General features: G+C 69.7%; 17 protein-coding genes and 2 riboswitches. Of the genes, 12 read left to right on the forward strand and 5 right to left on the reverse strand.

Annotation, left to right across the window (positions count from 1 at the left end; translation table 11 throughout):
• From glyA to gcvT, 3 genes are all read right to left on the reverse strand, one after another.
• Complete coding sequence (gene glyA / locus CRP56_RS29970) at positions 1-1,263, reverse strand: serine hydroxymethyltransferase (protein ID WP_097269230.1); 1,263 nt, start codon at positions 1,261-1,263, stop codon at positions 1-3.
• A gap of 14 nt (positions 1,264-1,277) precedes the next feature.
• Positions 1,278-1,655 carry a glycine cleavage system protein GcvH gene (gene gcvH / locus CRP56_RS29975; RefSeq protein ID WP_062026852.1) on the reverse strand — a complete coding sequence of 126 codons (378 nt, stop codon included), beginning with the start codon at positions 1,653-1,655 and terminating at the stop codon, positions 1,278-1,280.
• 98 nt (positions 1,656-1,753) lie between these two features.
• Entirely contained in the window at positions 1,754-2,869 is a 1,116-nt protein-coding gene (gene gcvT, locus CRP56_RS29980) for a glycine cleavage system aminomethyltransferase GcvT (RefSeq protein ID WP_097269232.1), read from the reverse strand.
• 38 nt (positions 2,870-2,907) lie between these two features.
• Positions 2,908-3,015, reverse strand: a riboswitch (glycine riboswitch).
• Positions 3,016-3,110: riboswitch (glycine riboswitch) on the reverse strand. It lies immediately after the preceding riboswitch.
• A 201-nt stretch (positions 3,111-3,311) separates the two neighbouring features.
• Here gcvT and CRP56_RS29985 point away from each other — a divergent pair.
• From CRP56_RS29985 to CRP56_RS30030, 10 genes are all read left to right on the forward strand, one after another.
• Positions 3,312-3,974: an AAA family ATPase gene (locus CRP56_RS29985; RefSeq protein WP_097269234.1), complete on the forward strand. Its 663-nt coding sequence runs from the start codon at positions 3,312-3,314 to the stop codon at positions 3,972-3,974.
• 75 nt (positions 3,975-4,049) lie between these two features.
• A complete protein-coding gene (locus CRP56_RS29990) occupies positions 4,050-4,835 on the forward strand; it encodes an enhanced serine sensitivity protein SseB (protein WP_097269235.1) in 786 nt (261 codons plus the stop codon).
• 174 nt (positions 4,836-5,009) lie between these two features.
• The gene (locus tag CRP56_RS29995) at positions 5,010-5,804 is read left to right on the forward strand and encodes an enhanced serine sensitivity protein SseB C-terminal domain-containing protein (RefSeq protein WP_097269237.1); all 795 of its coding nucleotides are present in this window, start codon (positions 5,010-5,012) and stop codon (positions 5,802-5,804) included.
• A 313-nt stretch (positions 5,805-6,117) separates the two neighbouring features.
• Positions 6,118-7,125, forward strand: coding sequence for an ABC transporter permease (locus tag CRP56_RS30000; RefSeq protein ID WP_097269239.1), 1,008 nt, complete (start codon positions 6,118-6,120; stop codon positions 7,123-7,125).
• Positions 7,126-7,194: 69 nt separating this feature from the next.
• Positions 7,195-8,994, forward strand: a complete 1,800-nt coding sequence (locus CRP56_RS30005) for an ABC transporter substrate-binding protein (protein WP_097269241.1) — start codon at positions 7,195-7,197, stop codon at positions 8,992-8,994.
• A 110-nt stretch (positions 8,995-9,104) separates the two neighbouring features.
• Positions 9,105-10,103, forward strand: coding sequence for an ABC transporter permease (locus tag CRP56_RS30010; protein ID WP_097269243.1), 999 nt, complete (start codon positions 9,105-9,107; stop codon positions 10,101-10,103).
• Entirely contained in the window at positions 10,100-11,197 is a 1,098-nt protein-coding gene (locus CRP56_RS30015; protein WP_097269244.1) for an ABC transporter ATP-binding protein, read from the forward strand. Before CRP56_RS30010 ends, CRP56_RS30015 begins: the two co-directional genes overlap by 4 nt.
• Positions 11,198-11,208: 11 nt before the next feature.
• Positions 11,209-12,432, forward strand: coding sequence for an ABC transporter ATP-binding protein (locus CRP56_RS30020; RefSeq protein WP_179851162.1), 1,224 nt, complete (start codon positions 11,209-11,211; stop codon positions 12,430-12,432).
• 98 nt (positions 12,433-12,530) lie between these two features.
• A complete protein-coding gene (locus CRP56_RS30025; protein WP_097269248.1) occupies positions 12,531-13,931 on the forward strand; it encodes a M1 family metallopeptidase in 1,401 nt (466 codons plus the stop codon).
• A gap of 46 nt (positions 13,932-13,977) precedes the next feature.
• Positions 13,978-14,634 (forward strand): trimeric intracellular cation channel family protein, encoded by a 657-nt coding sequence (locus CRP56_RS30030; RefSeq protein ID WP_097269251.1) that lies wholly within the window; start codon positions 13,978-13,980, stop codon positions 14,632-14,634.
• On the opposite strand, the gene CRP56_RS30035 is transcribed toward CRP56_RS30030, so the two are convergent.
• The gene (locus tag CRP56_RS30035; protein WP_097269253.1) at positions 14,543-15,766 is read right to left on the reverse strand and encodes an alpha/beta hydrolase; all 1,224 of its coding nucleotides are present in this window, start codon (positions 15,764-15,766) and stop codon (positions 14,543-14,545) included. The genes CRP56_RS30030 and CRP56_RS30035 overlap by 92 nt on opposite strands.
• Positions 15,767-15,912: 146 nt before the next feature.
• On the opposite strand from CRP56_RS30035, the gene CRP56_RS30040 reads away from it, so the two are divergent.
• Complete coding sequence (locus CRP56_RS30040) at positions 15,913-16,767, forward strand: thioesterase family protein (RefSeq protein WP_097269255.1); 855 nt, start codon at positions 15,913-15,915, stop codon at positions 16,765-16,767.
• Here the strand turns inward: CRP56_RS30040 and CRP56_RS30045 are convergent.
• Entirely contained in the window at positions 16,754-17,332 is a 579-nt protein-coding gene (locus CRP56_RS30045) for a TIGR03086 family metal-binding protein (RefSeq protein ID WP_097269257.1), read from the reverse strand. The genes CRP56_RS30040 and CRP56_RS30045 overlap by 14 nt on opposite strands.
• Positions 17,333-17,438: 106 nt before the next feature.
• Here CRP56_RS30045 and CRP56_RS30050 point away from each other — a divergent pair, with 106 nt between their 5' ends.
• A complete protein-coding gene (locus tag CRP56_RS30050; protein WP_097269259.1) occupies positions 17,439-18,443 on the forward strand; it encodes a helix-turn-helix transcriptional regulator in 1,005 nt (334 codons plus the stop codon).
• Positions 18,444-18,549: the final 106 nt, after the last annotated feature.

Here is an 18,549-nt window from a genome sequence, read left to right on the forward strand (position 1 = left end):
CTACTTGCTCAGGCCGGGGTACAGCGGGTGCTTGTCGGCCAGGGCCTTGACCCGGGCCTTCAGTGCCTCGGCGTCGTACGACGGCTTCAGGGCCGCCGCGATGACGTCCGCGACCTCGGCGAAGTCCTCGGCCGTGAAGCCGCGGGTGGCCAGCGCCGGGGTGCCGATGCGCAGGCCCGACGTCACCATGGGCGGGCGCGGGTCGTTGGGGACGGCGTTGCGGTTGACCGTGATGCCGACCTCGTGGAGACGGTCCTCGGCCTGCTGCCCGTCCAGCTCCGACTCACGCAGGTCCACCAGGATCAGATGCACGTCCGTGCCACCGGAGAGCACGTTGACCCCGGCCTCGCGGGCGTCCGCGGCGGTCAGACGCTCGGCGAGGATGCGCGCACCCTCCACCGTACGCCGCTGGCGCTCCTTGAACTCCTCGCTCGCGGCGACCTTGAAGGACACCGCCTTCGCCGCGATCACATGCTCCAGGGGGCCGCCCTGGAAGCCCGGGAACACGGACGAGTTCAGCTTCTTCGCGAAGTCCTTCTTCGCCAGGATGATCCCGCCGCGCGGCCCGCCCAGCGTCTTGTGGGTCGTGGAGGTGACCACGTCCGCGTACGCGACCGGGTTGGGGTGCAGCCCGGCCGCGACCAGACCGGCGAAGTGCGCCATGTCGACCCACAGGAACGCCTCGACCTCGTCGGCGATCCGGCGGAACTCCGCGAAGTCCAGCTGCCGCGGGTACGCCGACCACCCGGCGATGATCACCTTCGGGCGGTGCTCCTTGGCCAGGCGCTCCACCTCGGCCATGTCGACCAGACCGGCGTCGTCCACGTGATAGGCGACCACGTTGAACTGCTTGCCGGAGAAGTTCAGCCGCATGCCGTGGGTGAGGTGGCCGCCGTGCGCCAGGTCCAGGCCCAGGATCGTGTCGCCGGGCGAGGCCAGCGCGAACAGGGCGGCCTGGTTGGCCGAGGCACCGGAGTGGGGCTGGACATTGGCGTACTCGGCGCCGAACAGTTCCTTGATCCGGTCGATGGCGATCTGCTCGGCGACATCGACGTGCTCACAGCCGCCGTAGTAACGCCGGCCCGGGTAGCCCTCGGCGTACTTGTTGGTCAGGACCGAGCCCTGCGCCTCCATGACCGCGAGCGGGGCGAAGTTCTCCGACGCGATCATCTCGAGGGTGGACTGCTGCCGGTTCAGCTCGGCGTCGACCGCCGCGGCGATCTCCGGGTCGAGCTCGTGCAGGGGCGTGTTCAGTGCGGACATCAGGTGCAGACTCCTCAGCCGGCGGAAAAGGCGGTGTACTCGTCGGCGGAGAGCAGGTCGGCCGGCTCCTCCGCGACGCGTACCTTGAACAGCCAGCCGCCCTCGAAGGGCGCGGAGTTCACCAGCGACGGGTCGTTGACGACGTCCTCGTTGACCTCGGTGACCTCACCGGAGACGGGCGAGTACAGGTCGGAGACCGACTTGGTCGACTCCAGCTCGCCGCAGGTCTCGCCCGCGGTCACCGTGTCCCCGACCTCCGGGAGCTGCACGAAGACGACATCGCCGAGCGCGTTGGCCGCGTGCTCCGTGATGCCGACCGTCGAGACGCCGTCCTCGGCGCCCGACAGCCACTCGTGCTCCTTGCTGTAGCGCAGCTGCTGGGGGTTGCTCATGGCCTGAATTCTCCTGTACGCGGGGGAGTGCTGATGAATGGGGGACTGCGGAAGGCGTGCGTGAGCAGCGTCCGTGTGCTCAGCATCACCTACGGCGGCTACTTCTGACGCTTGTAGAAGGGCAGCGCCACGACCTCGTACGGCTCGTGGCTGCCCCGGATGTCCACACCGACACCGGGCGTGCCCGGCGCGGCGTGCGCGGCGTCGACGTACGCCATCGCGATCGGCTTGCCCAGCGTGGGCGAGGGGGCGCCGGAGGTGACCTCGCCGATCACCTGGCCGTCGGCGACGACGGCGTACCCGGCGCGCGGGACGCGGCGGCCCTCGGCGATGAGGCCGACGAGGACGCGCGGCGGCGCGGTCTCGGCGCGGGCGGCGGCCTCGGTGAGCGCCTCGCGGCCCACGAAGTCGCCCTCCTTCTCGAACTTCACCACCCGGCCGAGCCCGGCGTCGAAGGGGGTGAGCGAGGTGTTCAGCTCGTGCCCGTACAGCGGCATGCCCGCCTCCAGGCGGAGCGTGTCCCGGCAGGACAGCCCGCACGGGACCAGGCCGACGCCCTCGCCCGCCTTGGTCAGGGCCTGCCACAGCTCGACGGCGTGCTCGGGCTTCACGAACAGCTCGAAGCCGTCCTCGCCGGTGTAGCCGGTGCGGGCGATCAGCGCCGGGACGCCCGCGACGGTGCCGGGCAGCCCGGCGTAGTACTTCAGGCCGTCGAGGTCGGCGTCGGTGAGGGAGGCGAGGATGCCGGGGGACTCGGGGCCCTGGACGGCGAGCAGCGCGTAGGCGTCCCGGTCGTCGCGGACCTCGGCGTCGAAGCCGGCCGAGCGCTCGACGAGGGCGTCCAGCACCACCTGGGCGTTGGAGGCGTTGGCGACGACCATGTACTCGGTCTCTTCGAGCCGGTAGACGATCAGGTCGTCGAGGATGCCGCCGTCCTCGCGGCAGATCATGGTGTAGCGGGCGCGGCCGACGCCGACGGAGGCGATGTTGCCCACGAGGGCGAAGTTCAGCAGGGCGGCGGCCTGCGGCCCGGTCACCGTGATCTCGCCCATGTGGGAGAGGTCGAAGAGCCCGGCCTTCGTGCGCACGGCGTTGTGCTCGTCGCGCTCGGAGCCGTAGCGCAGGGGCATGTCCCAGCCGGCGAAGTCGGTCATCGTCGCGCCGAGCGAACGGTGCAGGGCGTCGAGCGCGGTCAGGCGGGGTGCGTTGCTCATCGGACGGTCTTCTCCCAAGGCATGACGGGCGAGGTCGTTCCTCCCCATCTGTCATCGGAACCTGAGAGGTTCGCCATGACCGCGGGGGACATGACTTGCACCTTGGGTGGAGCCACCGGAAACGGTGACCCGCTTTTCAGATGTGCCTCGCCCGCGCGGTAACGGGGCCTGAGAGATTCAAGGGAGGGACTTGCTCCTTCGGCGCCCCAGCCAGTGGTGGGGACTCTCCCGCGCGGATTCGAACGGCCGGTATGCAGTTGGCGCGGACATCATTGCACGCATCGGGCACGGGCGGCAGGGCCGCATCGGCCGCTCCCGTCGCCGCCCCCTCTGTAACCGGCTTGTGGCAGGACGAGCACCAAAACGAGAGAGACACCTCATTACCTTCTCTTTACGCTCGGTGGGGAGGGGAACCCCTCGACCCCGGAGGAGGACGATCACGGTGAACAGGCCCACTGCGTACGCCACCACCTCGGCCGTCGCGCTGCCCGCGCAGCCGACAGCTCCGGCCCAGGAAACCTGCGCACCGCAGCCGGTCGTCCGCGACCTGCGCGACCGTGCCGGCCACAGCCCGCACGCCCTGCTCTTCGCCCCCGACGACCTGGTCGTGATCACCGGTCTGCCCGGCAGCGGCAAGTCCACCCTGATGCGACGCGCCGTCAAGGGCATCCGGATCGACTCCCAGGACACCCGCGACCGCTGGGACGCCCGCGCGCCCCGCTTCCTGCCGTACGCGGTCTACCGCCCCCTCGTCCGCGCCGCCCACTACCTCGGCCTGTACCGCGCCCTGCGCTCCGGCGAGGGGGTCGTGGTGCACGACTGCGGCACCCAGTCCTGGGTGCGCGGCTGGCTGGCCCGCGCGGCCCACCGCCGCGGCGGCACCCTGCATCTGCTGCTGCTCGACGTCACCGCGGACACCGCGCTCGAGGGCCAGCGCGAGCGCGGCCGGGGCGTCTCGCGCTACGCCTTCCTCCGCCACCGCACCGCGGCCGCCCGCCTGATCCGTTCCGTGGAGCGGGGCGAACTGCCGCAGGGCGTGGGCTCGGCGGTGCTCCTGGACCGGGCGGCGGCGGACGCCCTGCGCAGGATCGGGTTCACGGGCTGACGACCGGGGTGCTCAGGGGCCCGCACCCGTTAGCCTTTCAGCCACATCAGCGGTACTCGGCAAGCGGACGGACAGATGGACTTCCCGGCACAGGACTTCCCGGCACAGGCGCACCCTCATCCGCACGGCGGCGGATGGCCCGGCAACGAGCTGGAGGAGGTGCTCTCGGCCGCCCTCGGCGTGCCCGGCGCCGACGGCCGGATCATCGAGGTCCTCGGCCGCAGCTTCGTCTGGGTCCCGCTGCCGAACGGCGGCGGCGCCCACACCGGCCCGCTCGACCTCCCCACCTTCGAGATCGAGGGCCAGGCCTACGTCCCGGTCTTCAGCTCCGAGGAACAGTTCCGCCAGGTCGCCGGGGCGCACATGGCGTACACGATCGCCCCGGCGGTGGAGTTCGCGCGCGGCCTCCCGCCGCAGGTCGGCATCGCCGTGAACCCGGACGGCGTGGTCGGCGTCCCGCTCCCGCCGCCCGCCGTGGCGGACCTGTGCCGGGCCGGGCGGACTCCGCTGGACGGCCCCAACAGCGGTGGCCGGGTCAAGCTCTACGAGCCCGACTGGCAGGACGACCCGGTCGACTTCCTCGCCGCCGCCTCGGCCGAGTTCGCCGCGACGGGAGTCGTCCGGACGGCCCGCCGCTGCCTGGCCGCGATCGAGACGGCCGACCCCGTGCTGTTCGTGGGCGTGGAACTCTCCCAATGGGAGGGCGACTTGCGTACCCTCCCGATGGACGCCCTGGGCCGGGCCCTGGGCCAGACCCCGGTGCAGTGGCCGGTGAACCTGGTCCTGCTGGACGTGGCGGACGACCCGGTGGGCCACTGGATGCGGGAACAGGTAAGGCCCTTCTACCAGGGCCCCTTGTAAACGCCTCCAGGGTCAGCGGACCTCAGGGGCGCGGGGCTGTATCAAATTCGCGGCTCCGCCGCGTGGGCGCGACCAGCCACAACCCACCCGCACTCGCGAACCACATCAAGCCCCGAGCTATTGGGCGCTTAAGCTGTTTCCGACCACGAAACTTTCCCGAAGGGGCGGTAGAAGGTGAGTGCCAGCGGCACAGCGACCGGCACGGTCGAGCACATGCTGCGCCAGGTGACGCCGGGGCGCTACGACGCCTACGAGGCACTCCTCCGCGCCCTCGCCACCCCCTCCTCCGGCCAGGTCTGGATGCTCCTGTGGCACGGCCAGGCGGGCTCCCCGGACGCCCAGTACGGGAACATGGAGGTCGACGGCTACGGCTACGCGCCCTGCGTCACCTCCGCCCAGGAACTCTCGGCGAGCGGCTGGAACCGCTCGTACGAGGTCGTCGACGGCGTCGACGTCGCGCGCACCCTCTACCCCGACCACTACGGTCTCTGGCTGAACCCGCACGCCCCCGGCGGCGGCGTCGGCATCCCCTGGCTCGACCTGCGCCGCATCGCGACGGGCCTGGAGCGCCAGCCCGCCGGTCCGCTGCGGCTGTCGGAACCCGGTATCGAGATCCCGCAGTTCTACGCCCTGATCGCGCAGAACGCCCACCGCACCCCGGCCGTCCGCTCGCTGCGCCGCGCCTGGGTGCAGCCCGCGCTCGGGGCGCCGTACCTCGCCATCGGTCTCGACGTCTACGACACCAGCCCGCCCGCGGTGGACTCGGTGCGCGCGATGATGCAGCAGTCCATCGGCGCGGTCCCGGACGGGCTGCCGGTGTCGACGGTCGCCATGTCCGACGAGTACGACCCGGTCGCGATGTGGATGCGGGCCGGCGCCCGCCCCTTCTACGACCGAGAGGCGCACGCGGCCCCGGCGCAGGCTCCCGCGGCCGGGTACGGCTACCCTCCGGCGCCCGCCGGCTACTGAGGAGTACCGGTCACGAACTCCCGTGTTACGAGCGTGTGTCTGCGCGCGTAGATCGGGGCGGAAGGCCCCATGAGGTCCGGATTGCCCCAACTGGCCTGCGTCCGGCGGGTGTTACCCGCTGTCCGGATAACGGAACCCTGCAGCCCGCATCACGTTTATGCATCCTTTCCTCGTCAAGTCTGGCAACAGATCGCCAAAGCGTTGAAGACTCCCGCACCAGGGGTGGTTTCGCCCCTGTGTACGACGGACTGATCACGCCGCTACAGCGGCAAGTGCGGGCCGGCTACCGCCGGTTGAGAGGGGTCCCTGCCAGATGACGGCACCATTGCACGAGCCGACCGCGGAAGCGGCCCCGAGCGCGGCCGAAGAAGCGGCGGTCAACGCCGGCGCCAAGGCCGTACAGGGACGTTCCCTGGGCCGGATCGCCTGGGAGCGTTTGAAGCGGGACAAACTCGCCCTCGCGGGCGGCGTCGTGGTCCTCATCCTCATCGTGGTCGCGCTGCTCGCGCCCGTGATCACCAGCCTGTACGGGCAGGACCCGAACGCGTACAACGACAAGGACCTGATCGACCCGCTGTTCGGCACCCCCAAGGGGTCCTTCGGCGGCATCAGCGGCGACCACTGGCTGGGCGTCGAGCCCGTCAACGGCCGCGACATCTTCGCGCGCATCGTCTACGGCGCCCGGATCTCGCTGCTCGTCGGCTTCCTGTCCGCGATCGTGGCCGTGATCATCGGCACCGTCCTGGGCGTCCTCGCCGGCTTCTTCGGCGGCTGGGTCGACTCCGCCATCAGCCGGGTCATGGACGGTCTGCTGGCCTTCCCGCAGCTGCTGTTCATCATCGCGCTGGTCTCCGTCATGCCGAACAACATGCTGGGACTGTCCGGTACGGGCGTGCGCCTGTTCGTGATGATCCTCGTCATCGGCTTCTTCGGCTGGCCCTACATCGGACGCGTGGTGCGCGGCCAGACGCTCTCGCTGCGCGAGCGCGAATACGTCGAGGCGGCCCGCTCCCTCGGCGCCGGGCGGCTCTACATCCTGTTCAAGGAACTGCTGCCCAACCTGGTCGCGCCGATCATCGTCTACACGACGATGATGATCCCCACCAACATCCTCACCGAGGCGGCGCTCAGCTTCCTGGGCGTGGGCGTCAAGCCCCCCACGGCCTCCTGGGGGCAGATGCTCTCGAACGCGATCGACTACTACAAGTCGGACCCCACCTACATGGTGGTCCCGGGTATGGCGATCTTCATCACCGTTCTGGCCTTCAACCTCTTCGGCGACGGCGTGCGGGACGCGCTGGACCCGAAGGGCTCCCGCTGAACTGCCGTACCAAAAGCGTCCCGTGGCACCGACACGGGGTCTCTCATCAAATCCGGAGGATCCGAGATCGTGACTACCCAACGCACCTCAGGGCGGCGGAAGCAGGCATTTGCCGCTGTCGCCGCGGTCGCCGCGCTGCTGACCACGGCGGCGTGCGGCGGCGGCAACGACGACGGCGGTGACAAGGGCTCGGCGACCGGCGCGGCCGGCTTCAACGCCGCGAACAACAAGGTCGCCCAGGCCTCGCTCGCCAAGAAGGGCGGCGAGCTGAAGTTCGCCGGTGCCCAGGACGCCGACTCGTGGGACACCACGCGCGGCTACTACGGCTTCATGTGGAACTTTGCGCGCTACTACAGCCGCCAGCTCGTCACCGGTGCCGCGGCCCCGGGCAAGAAGGGCACCGAGCTCACCCCGGACCTCGCCACCGGTCTCGCCAAGGTCACCGACGACGGCAAGACCTACACGTACACCCTGCGTGACGGCATCACGTGGGAGGACGGCAAGCCGATCACGTCCAAGGACGTCAAGTACGGCATCGAGCGCGTCTGGGCGCAGGACGTGCTGTCCGGCGGCCCGGTCTACCTGAAGGACGTCCTCGACCCCAAGGGCGAGTACAAGGGCCCCTACAAGGACTCCTCGGCCGACAAGCTCGGTCTGAAGGCGATCGACACTCCGGACGACAAGACGATCGTCTTCCACCTGCCGGAGCCCAACGCCGACTTCGAGGAGATCCTCGCCCTGGTCTCGGCCTCCCCGGTCCGCCAGGACAAGGACACCAAGTCCAAGTACGGCCTGAAGCCGTTCTCCTCCGGCCCGTACAAGTTCCAGTCGTACAGCCCGGGCAAGGACCTGATCCTCGTCCGCAACGACAAGTGGAGCCAGGCCTCGGACCCGATCCGCAAGGCCTACCCGGACAAGATCTCGGTCAAGTTCTTCTCGAACGCCAACGACCTGGACGCCCGTCTGCTCGCCGGTGACTACGACCTGGACATCAACCAGACCGGTCTGTCCCCGCAGGGCCGCACCACCGCCCTCCAGGAGCACAAGGCCAACCTGGACAACCCGGTCTCCGGCTACATCCGCTACGCGACCTTCCCGCAGAGCGTGAAGCCGTTCGACAACGAGCACTGCCGCAAGGCCGTGATCTACGGTGCCGACCACGTCTCGCTGCAGACCGCGCGCGGTGGCCCGGTCGCCGGTGGTGACATCGGCACCAACATGCTCCCGCCGACCGTCCCCGGTTCCGAGGGCCAGTCGTACGACCCGTACGAGCTGAACGGCGCGAACAAGAACGGCAACGTCGCCAAGGCCAAGGAAGAGCTGAAGGCCTGCGGCAAGCCGAACGGCTTCAAGACCACCATCGCGGTCCGCAACAACAAGCCGGTCGAGGTCGCCACCGCCGAGTCGCTTCAGGCCTCCCTGAAGAAGGTCGGCATCGAGGTCAACATCGACCAGTTCGACGGTTCGCAGACGTCCGGCATCATCGGCAGCCCCTCCAACGTGAAGAAGAAGGGCTACGGCATCATCATCATGGGCTGGGGCGCCGACTTCCCGTCGGTCCAGGGCTTCGGTCTGCCGCTGTGGGACGGCAAGTACATCCTCGAGAGCGGCAACAACAACTTCGCCCTCATCGACGACAAGAAGATCAACGGTCTGTTCGACACCTACGTGAAGACGCAGGACGACGCGGGCAAGCTGGCGATCGCCAAGGACATCAACCACGCGGTCATGGACGGCGGCTACTACCTGCCGTTCGTCTTCGAGAAGTTCGTCAACTGGCGCGGTGACCGACTCGCGAACGTCTACACGTCGGACAACTACAGCGGCATGTACGACTTCGTGAACCTCGGTCTGAAGTCCTCGAAGTAAACCCGGCACACCCGCCGTACGGCACGAAAGGCAGGTGAAGGCCGGCGACGTGGGAGCGCGGGCCACCGGACGACCTCCGGTGGCCCGCGGCCCGCGGCGGGCCGAGAGCTGTGCTCGCTTACCTCATCAGGCGGCTGTTCGCCGCCGCAGTGATGCTCGTGGTCATCATCATGGTGGTCTTCGGCATCTTCTTCCTCGTCCCCAAGTGGGCGGGCGTCGACGTCGCCTTGAGCTTCGTGGGCAAGCAGGCCGACCCCGCCGCCGTCGAGGGCGTGCGGCAGAAGCTCGGACTGGGCGACCCGATCTACTCCCAGGTCTGGGAGTTCTTCAAGGGTCTGTTCGCCGGTCGCACCTACGTGGGCGGTGGCGACTCCGTGCACTGTGCCGCGCCGTGCTTCGGGTACTCCTTCCGCACCGAGCAGGCCATCTGGCCGGTGATCACGGACCGCTTCCCGGTGACCCTGGGTCTCGCGCTCGGTGCCGCCGTGCTGTGGCTGGTGTTCGGTGTCGCCGCCGGTGTGCTCTCCGCGCTCAAGCGGGGCAGCCTGTGGGACCGCGGTGCGATGGTCGTCGCCCTCGCGGGTGTCTCGCTCCCGATCTACTTCACCGGCCTGCTGAGCCTCGCGATCTTCTCGTACAGTCTCGGCTGGGTCGAGGGCGAGTACGTGCCCCTCGACCAGAGCTTCACCGGCTGGTTCGGCGGCATGATCCTCCCCTGGATCACCCTCGCCTTCCTCTACGCGGCGATGTACGCCCGGATCACCCGGGCGACGATGATGGAGATCCTCGGCGAGGACTACATCCGCACCGCCCGCGCGAAGGGTCTCAAGGAGCGCGTCGTCATCGGCAAGCACGCCATGCGCTCCACGATGACCCCCATCCTGACCATGCTCGGCATGGACCTCGGCGCCCTCATCGGCGGCGCGATCCTGACCGAGACCACGTTCAGCCTGCCGGGCCTCGGCCAGGCGGTGCTCAACGGCATCAAAACCCAGGACCTGCCCATCATTCTGGGCGTCACCCTGATCACTTCTCTCGCGGTGCTGATCGCCAACCTCGTGGTGGACATCCTCTACGCCGTGATCGACCCCCGAGTGAGGCTCGCATGACCGAACTCAGCAAGAGCGGAGCGGCCGTGGGCGAGCCCACCCCCGCCTCGCCCGCGCCGACCTCGTTCCTGGAAGTGCGCGACCTGAAGGTGCACTTCCCGACCGACGACGGCCTGGTCAAGTCCGTCGACGGGCTCTCCTTCAAGCTGGAGAAGGGCAAGACCCTCGGCATCGTCGGCGAGTCCGGCTCCGGCAAGTCGGTGACCTCGCTCGGCATCATGGGCCTGCACACCGCCGGCCAGTACGGCAAGCGCAAGGCGCAGATCTCCGGCGAGATCTGGCTGGACGGCACCGAACTGCTCACCGCCGACCCGGACCACGTGCGCAAGCTGCGCGGCCGTGACATGGCGATGATCTTCCAGGACCCGCTGTCCGCGCTGCACCCGTACTACACGATCGGCCAGCAGATCGTGGAGGCGTACCGCATCCACCACAAGGTGGACAAGAAGACCGCGAAGAAGCGCGCGGTCGAGATGCTCGACCGGGTCGGCATCCCGCAGCCGGACAAGCGGGTGGACAACTACCCGCACGAGTTCTCCGGCGGTATGCGCCAGCGCGCGATGATCGCGATGTCGCTGGTCAACAACCCCGAACTGCTCATCGCGGACGAGCCGACGACCGCCCTGGACGTGACCGTCCAGGCGCAGATCCTCGACCTGATCCGGGATCTGCAGAAGGAGTTCGGCTCCGCGGTCATCATCATCACCCACGACCTGGGCGTCGTCGCCGAGCTTGCCGACGACATCCTGGTGATGTACGGCGGCCGCTGCGTCGAGCGCGGTCCGGCGGAGAAGGTGTTCTACGAGCCCCGCCACCCCTACACCTGGGGTCTGCTCGGCTCGATGCCCCGCCTCGACCGCGACCAGCAGGAGCGCCTGATCCCGGTGAAGGGCTCCCCGCCCTCGCTGATCAACATCCCGTCCGGCTGCGCCTTCAACCCGCGCTGCCCGTACGCGGACATCCCGAAGGACAACGTCACCCGCACGGTCCGCCCCGAGCTGTCCGAGGTCGGCAGCCAGCACTGGGCCGCCTGCCACATGACGCAGGAGCAGCGGGAGCGGATCTGGACCGAAGAGATTGCGCCGAAGCTGTGAGCGAGGACAAAGTGAGCATCCCTGCGCAGAGCGACGGCACCCTGGTCACCAAGGCCGACGCCGCCCCCGGTGAGACCCTGCTCAAGGTGACCGGGCTGCAGAAGCACTTCCCGATCAAGAAGGGCCTGCTGCAGCGGCAGGTCGGCGCGGTCCGCGCGGTCGACGGCATCGACTTCGAGGTCAAGGCCGGCGAGACCCTCGGTGTCGTGGGCGAGTCCGGCTGCGGCAAGTCGACCATGGGCCGGCTGATCACCCGGCTGCTCGAACCGACGGCCGGCAAGGTCGAGTTCGAGGGCAAGGACATCACGCACCTCGGCGTCGGCGGCATGCGTCCGCTCCGCCGCGATGTGCAGATGATCTTCCAGGACCCGTACTCGTCGCTGAACCCGCGCCACACCATCGGCACGATCATCGGCGCCCCGTTCCGGCTCCAGGGCGTCACGCCCGAGGGCGGGATCAAGGCGGAGGTCCAGCGGCTGCTGTCGGTCGTGGGCCTCAACCCCGAGCACTACAACCGCTATCCGCACGAGTTCTCCGGCGGTCAGCGCCAGCGCATCGGCATCGCCCGCGCGCTCGCCCTGAACCCGAAGCTGGTCGTGGCCGACGAGCCGGTCTCCGCGCTCGACGTGTCGATCCAGGCCCAGGTCGTGAACCTCCTGGACGACCTCCAGCAGGAGCTCGGCCTGACGTACGTGATCATCGCGCACGACCTCTCGGTCGTCCGGCACGTCTCGGACCGGATCGCGGTGATGTACCTCGGCAAGATCGTCGAGCTGGCGGACCGCGAGTCGCTGTACAAGGCGCCGATGCACCCGTACACCAAGGCGCTCATGTCGGCGGTGCCGATTCCGGACCCGCGGCGCAAGAACGCCAAGTCCGAGCGCATCCTGCTCAAGGGCGACGTGCCCTCGCCGATCTCCCCGCCGAGCGGCTGCCGCTTCCACACCCGGTGCTGGAAGGCGACGGAGATCTGCAAGACGACCGAGCCGAAGCTCACCGAGCTGAAGCCGGGCCAGCAGGTCGCCTGCCACCACCCGGAGAACTTCGAGGACCAGGCTCCGCAGGACACGGTCCTGCTGACGGTCGCGAAGGAAGCGGCGGAGCTGGTGGCGGACGAGGTCCTGGCGGAGTCGGCGGAGACGTCGGCAGCCGTTGCAGCCGAGGTGGCGGAAGCCGGCGACTCCACTGATGCTCCTGAGGAGAACGGCGAGAGCCAGGAGTCAACCGACAAGTAACGCATGACAAGTTGGCAAAGTCATGCACATGCCTGAACGGGAGAGTCCACAGTCGTCCGTGTCCGACTTATCGGCACACGCTCGAAAGGGACGACACCATGAGACTCTCCCGTTCGGCACGCTTAGGAGCCGTCGCTACCGCGGCGGCTTCTTTCATGGTCATCGCAGCCTCCCCCGCGCCCACCCCCGGAGCCCCCGGCCTAGGCGATCCCTACTTCCCCCTCCTCGGCAACGGCGGCTTCGACGCCCGTCACTACGACCTCGACGTGGCGTACAACCCGGACACCGACCGCCTCGACGGCCGTACCACCCTCACCGCCCGCGCCACCCAGAACCTCTCCGCCTTCGACCTCGACCTCCAGCAGTTGGAGGTCACGAGAGTCGAAGTGAACGGCAAAAGAGCCCAGTTCACCCGCGACGGCGACGAGATCGTGATCACCCCACGCGAATCCCTCCGTAAAGGAAAGGACTTCACGGTCGCCGTCGTCTACGGCGGCGTCCCCGAACCCCTCGGCGGCCCGATCGTGTTCGGCTCGAACTACGGCTGGATGAAGACGGCCGACGGGGTCTTCGTCGCCTGCGAACCCAACGCCGCCTCCACCTGGTTCCCGTCCAGCGACCACCCCGCCGACAAGGCCACCTACGACATCCGCATCAAGGCGCCCAAGGGCCTGACCGGCGTCTCCAACGGCCGACTGGTGTCGACGTACGACAAGGGCGACTCGACGTACACCCACTGGCGCGAGAGCAAGCCGATGGCGACCTATCTCGCGACCGCGACGATCGGGAAGTTCGACGTCAAGACCGGCACCACCCCTGGCGGCACCCCGATCTACGTCGCGATCGACCCCGTCCTCGCGAACAGCAACAACGTCGACGTGTACGCCGTCACGGCCGCCGCCACCGACTACTGGTCGGAGGTCTTCGGGCCGTACCCCTTCGAGGAGACCGGCGCGATCGTCGACGACATGCCCGAGGCGGGGTTCTCGCTGGAGGTGCAGTCGAAGCCGGTCTACTCGGCCGTGCGCAACGAGACCACGATCGTGCACGAGCTGGCCCACCAGTGGTTCGGCGACTCGGTGTCGGTGGAGCGCTGGAAGGACATCTGGCTCAACGAGGGCTTCGCCACCTACGCCCAGTGGCTGTGGGCCGAGCACCAGGGCACCCGCAGCGCCCACGACTCGTTCCTGGCCGGGTACAACGCCCGCCCGGCCGACGCCCCCTTCTGGCAGATCACCGTCGGCGACCCGCAGCGCGACACCATGTTCGCCTCCGCGGTCTACCAGCGCGGCGCGATGACCCTCCAGGTGCTGCGCGAACGCATCGGCGACGCGGCCTTCTTCAAGCTGCTGCCGGCCTGGACGAAGATCCACCGCTACGGCAACGCGAACACGGCCGACTTCGTCCGGCTCGCGGAGAAGATCTCCGGACAGCAGCTCGACGACCTGTTCCAGACCTGGCTGTTCACCACAGGAAAACCGGCTCTTCCGGCCGGGTAACCCTTGCATTGCAAGGTTCACCCCCGCTCATAGGTAAGAATGTGGGGTGCTTGAGCCACTGTTTGCCCCCTCCGTCCAGCACACGCTCGACCTGATCGGCATCTTCGTCTTCGCCATCTCCGGCGCGCTGCTGGCCGTGCGCAAGAACTTCGACGTCTTCGGCATCGCCGTCCTCGCCGAGGTCACCGCGCTGGGCGGAGGGCTGTTCCGGGACCTGATCATCGGCGCGGTGCCCCCGGCCGCCTTCACCGACCTGGGGTACTTCGTCACCCCGCTGCTCGCCGCGCTGCTGGTCGTCTTCCTGCACCCGCAGGTCGAGCGCATCCAGCTCGGCGTGAACGTCTTCGACGCGGCGGGCCTCGGCCTGTTCTGCGTGACGGGGACGACGAAGGCGTACGACTACGGTCTCGGCCTCACCCAGTCCGCCACCCTCGGCCTCGCCACCGCGGTCGGCGGCGGTGTGCTGCGTGACGTGCTCGCCAACGAGGTGCCGTCGCTGCTGCGCTGGGACCGCGACCTGTACGCGGTCCCGGCGATCGTCGGCGCCACGATGGTGGTGCTCTGCATCCGCTACGACACCCTGACCCCGTTCACCAGCTCCCTCGCCGCGATCACGGCTTTCGTGCTGCGGTTGCTGGCGATGCGCTACCACTGGCGAGCTCCGCGGGCCTGGAACCGCCGGTCGACCGTGCGCGAGGAGTAGGGCCGCCCGCCCGGCCGTGCAGCAGCCCCATCTGCTCCGTCAGCCAGTGGAAGGCCGGGACCACCTGGGGCCGCCACAGCGCCATGTTGTGGCCGCCCGCGCTCTTGGGGATGAAGACCACGTGCACGGTCGTCGGGGCCTTCGCGATCTGTTCGAGGCCGGTGGCCGCCTCGTAGCCGTCGCCCGGCTGGCCCGACTGGTAGAGCGCGATCGCGGGCGGGGTGCGGGCCGCGCGCAGCAGGACGTAGGGGTTGTTGGCGCGGCGCAGTGCGGGGGTCTCGGCGGCCAGCGAGGTGCGTTCGCCGATCGGGTCGTTGTAGCCGGACATGCTGATCGCGGCCCGGTAGCGGTCGGGGTGGGCGACGGCGAGCTTGGTCGCGCAGTGCCCGCCCGCGGAGTACCCGGCGGCGGCCCAGCCCGTGGGGCCCGGCTGGGCGCGGAAGTTGTCCGTGACCATCTTCGGCACGTCGATGCTGAGCCAGCTGTCGGCGTTCACGGTGCCCGTGATGTTGGCGCACCCGGTGTCGACCCCGGCCAGCAGGTTCATCCGCGGGGCGACCAGGATGAACGGCGCGACCTTGCCCTCCCGCATCAGCGGCTGGAGCTGGTTCACCGCGTGCAGCGACCCGAACCAGGCCTTCGCCGAGCCCGGGTAGCCCGACAGCAGCTCCACCACGGGGAACTTGTGGTGCCGGTAGGCGGCCTGGTGGTACTGCGGCGGCAGCCAGACGTAGACCTCGGCGTTCACGCCCGACACCCGGCCCTTGAGCTGGGTGACGCGGACGCCGGCCATGCCGGGCCCGGCGGCGGGGGAGAAGCGCTGGCGGACCTTGGGCAACCGTTTCAGCGCGATGCCGCCGGTGCCGTCGGCCCCGAGATTGGCGGCCTGCTCGACGTGGTTGCCGGTGCCGAGGAGGTCGGCCCAGTTGTCGTACAGGTTGTTCTCGTTGTTGACCAGCACGAAGACGAGCGCGACGGCCGTGCCCTGGGCGAACAGCACCATCAGCAGCCGGCCCAGGGCCCGCAGCGGTTTCGGCCCGCGCAGCCGTGACCACAGCGCCAGCGGCAGCAGGACGGCGACGACGGACAGCACGATCAGCGTGTAAAGGAACGTGGTCCCGGTGAGGCTCATGTCCCTACAGAGGGCGAGGCCGGGCTCCGGGTTTACGGACGAGTACGGACACTTACCGAGAAATTGCCCGGGTCTCACCTGGATGGGTCTATGGCGGGCGCCTGACAAAGCTACCGCTTAGTAGTTAGCTGTTGTACCGTTCACCCATGCCAGAAGCAGCCCCCGTCACGCGCGCCACGATCGGCGACAGCGAGTTCGACCGGGACACCGCGGTCACCCGCCGGGAACCCGGTGTCTACGACATCGACCTCTCCGCCGGCTGGACGATCATCAACGCCGTCAACGGCGGCTATCTGCTGGCCGTCCTCGGCCGCGCCCTCGCGGACGCCCTGCCGCACGCCGACCCGTTCACCATCTCCGCGCACTACCTCACCGCGTCCCAGCCGGGCCCCGCGGTGATCCGCACGGACGTGGTCCGCACCGGCCGCACCCTCTCCACCGGCCAGGCCTCCCTCTTCCAGTACGACGAGCAGGGCGCCGAGGTCGAGCGCATCCGCGTCCTCGCCTCCTACGGCGACCTCGACTCCCTCCCCGACGACGTCCGTACGTCCGCGCGGCCGCCCGCGTTCCCGCCCATGGACCAGTGCTTCGGCCCCGAGGACGGGCCGGCCCCCGTCGACGGCAGCTCGGCCATCACCGAACGCCTGATGCTCAAGCTGGACCCCTCGACCCTCGGCTGGGCCCTCGGCGCCCCGTCCGGCAAGGGCGAGATGCGCTCCTGGTTCGGCCTCGCCGACGGCCGCGACGCCGACCCCTTCTCCCTGCTGCTCGCGGTGGACGCGCTGCCGCCGACCGCCTTCGAGATCGGCCTCAAGGGCTGGGTCCCCACGGTCGAGCTGACGGTCCACGTCCGCTGCCGCCCGGCCCCCGGCCCCCTCCGCGTCTCGATCACCACCCGCAACCTCGCCGGAGGCTTCCTGGAGGAGGACGCCGAGGTCTGGGACAGCGCGGACCGGCTGGTCGCCCAGTCCCGCCAGCTGGCGCGGGTCAGACTGGGCTGAGCGGCCGCCTTCCGAGCCAGGCCGCCAACTCCCCGTAGACATCGGCCCCTTCGGGAGCCGGCACCACCGGCTGGAACGGGTGGTCCGTACGCGGACCGTCCGGCAGGGCCTCGTGCGCGACGGCGAGCGAGTACTCGGCCAGTTCGGTGTCGAGGGGGAGCGGGCGGCCCAGCCCCTCCCAGAGGTCCCAGGTGTGCGTGACGACCTCCATCACGTACAGGGGCAGCGCCTCCCGGCCCGGCACCTCCCCCCACGGCACCCGCACCGGCGTCGCCAGCCGCTCGTCGCCGGCCCACGCCGCGACGACCCGGCCCCTGACGTCCTCGTACGCCCGTGGCCAGCCGTCGTCCGGGACGCCGTCCACGAACATCCGGACGTGCAGCCCGTCCCCGCGCTCACCGCACACCGCGATCCGGGTGCAGGCGCCGACGACGTGGCTGAGCAGGGTGCGGACGTCGTACTCGGTACAGGGCGTGGGGCCGGACAACTGCTCCGGCCGGACCGTGCCGATCAGATCCGCGGCCTGGGTGGTGGCGCGGGCGAACAAGGGGCGGGCGTCCGTCATGGCGAAGCCTCTCCGTGGGGGGCGTGCTCCTTCGAGCATTCCCGGAAAACCGGACAGCCGCCGCTCGTGACGGCGGCGCTCCCGGCACGGGAGGCATCCTGGGGCCGTGAAGTCCGACCGCCTCCTGTCCATCCTGCTGCTCCTCCAGACCCGGGGTCGCGTCCCCGCGCCCGAGCTCGCCGAGCGGCTGGAGGTGTCCGTCCGGACCATCTACCGGGACATCGAGGCCCTGTCCGCCTCCGGTGTCCCGGTCTACGCCGAGCGCGGCCGGCACGGCGGCATCGAACTCCTCGCGGGCTTCCGCACGGACGTCACCGGACTGACCGCCGACGAGTCCCGCGCCCTGTTCATCCTGGCCGCGCAGGGCGCACACGCCGCCCTCGGCCTCGACACCGCGCTCGGTTCCGCCCTGCGCAAGGTGATGGCGGCGCTCCCGGCCCCGCACCGCCCCGCCGCCGACGTGACCTCGCGGCGCATCCTGGTCGACGCCACCCGCTGGAAGGGCGGCCCCCAACCCGCCGTGGACCTCCAGGTGTTGCAGGACGCGGTCTTCAGTGACCGCAGGCTGCGGCTGCGGTACCGGCACAGCGGGGAGCGCGAGATCCGGACGTACACCGTCGATCCGTACGGCCTCGTCTCCAAGGCCGGCGTCTGGTACCTGGTCGCCGACCGCAGGGCGAAGCCGCGGCTGTTCCGCGCGGACCGGGTGCGCGCGGCGACTGTGCTGGAGGACGCCGTGCGGCGGCGGCCGGGCGTCGAACTCGCCGACGCCTGGGAGCAGTTGCGCCGCCAGGTGGAGGAGCGCCCCGGCGGCATCGACGTCGTCGTCCGGGTCCGCCGCGACCGACTCGACCTGTTCCTGCGGATGATGACCGGCTGGCTGACCGAACTGCCAGACGACGACGGCACGGGGGAGTGGGTGACCGCCCGGCTGTCGTACGGCGTGCTGGGCGAGGCCCGGCAACTCCTCGCGTTCTCCGACCGCGTGGAGGTCCTCTCACCGCCCGAGGTACGCGCGGAACTGTCCCGGGCGGCCGCTTGTGTCACGGAGCTGTACCAGCGAGCAGGCGGGGAGTCGGCAGAGAACCCCAGGCCAGAGGGGCTGTTTTAGGGCCGCTTTGCCTGACGCACAGGCCGGGGACAGCGCGGGCCCAAGGAAGCCCCAAGGCGCGTTGGTTGAGTGCCCGCCTCAAGACTCCCCTCACTCCTCTTGGAGT

Origin of the sequence: Streptomyces sp. TLI_55 (assembly GCF_900206255.1) — a bacterium.
Classification (GTDB): domain Bacteria; phylum Actinomycetota; class Actinomycetes; order Streptomycetales; family Streptomycetaceae; genus Streptomyces; species Streptomyces aquilus.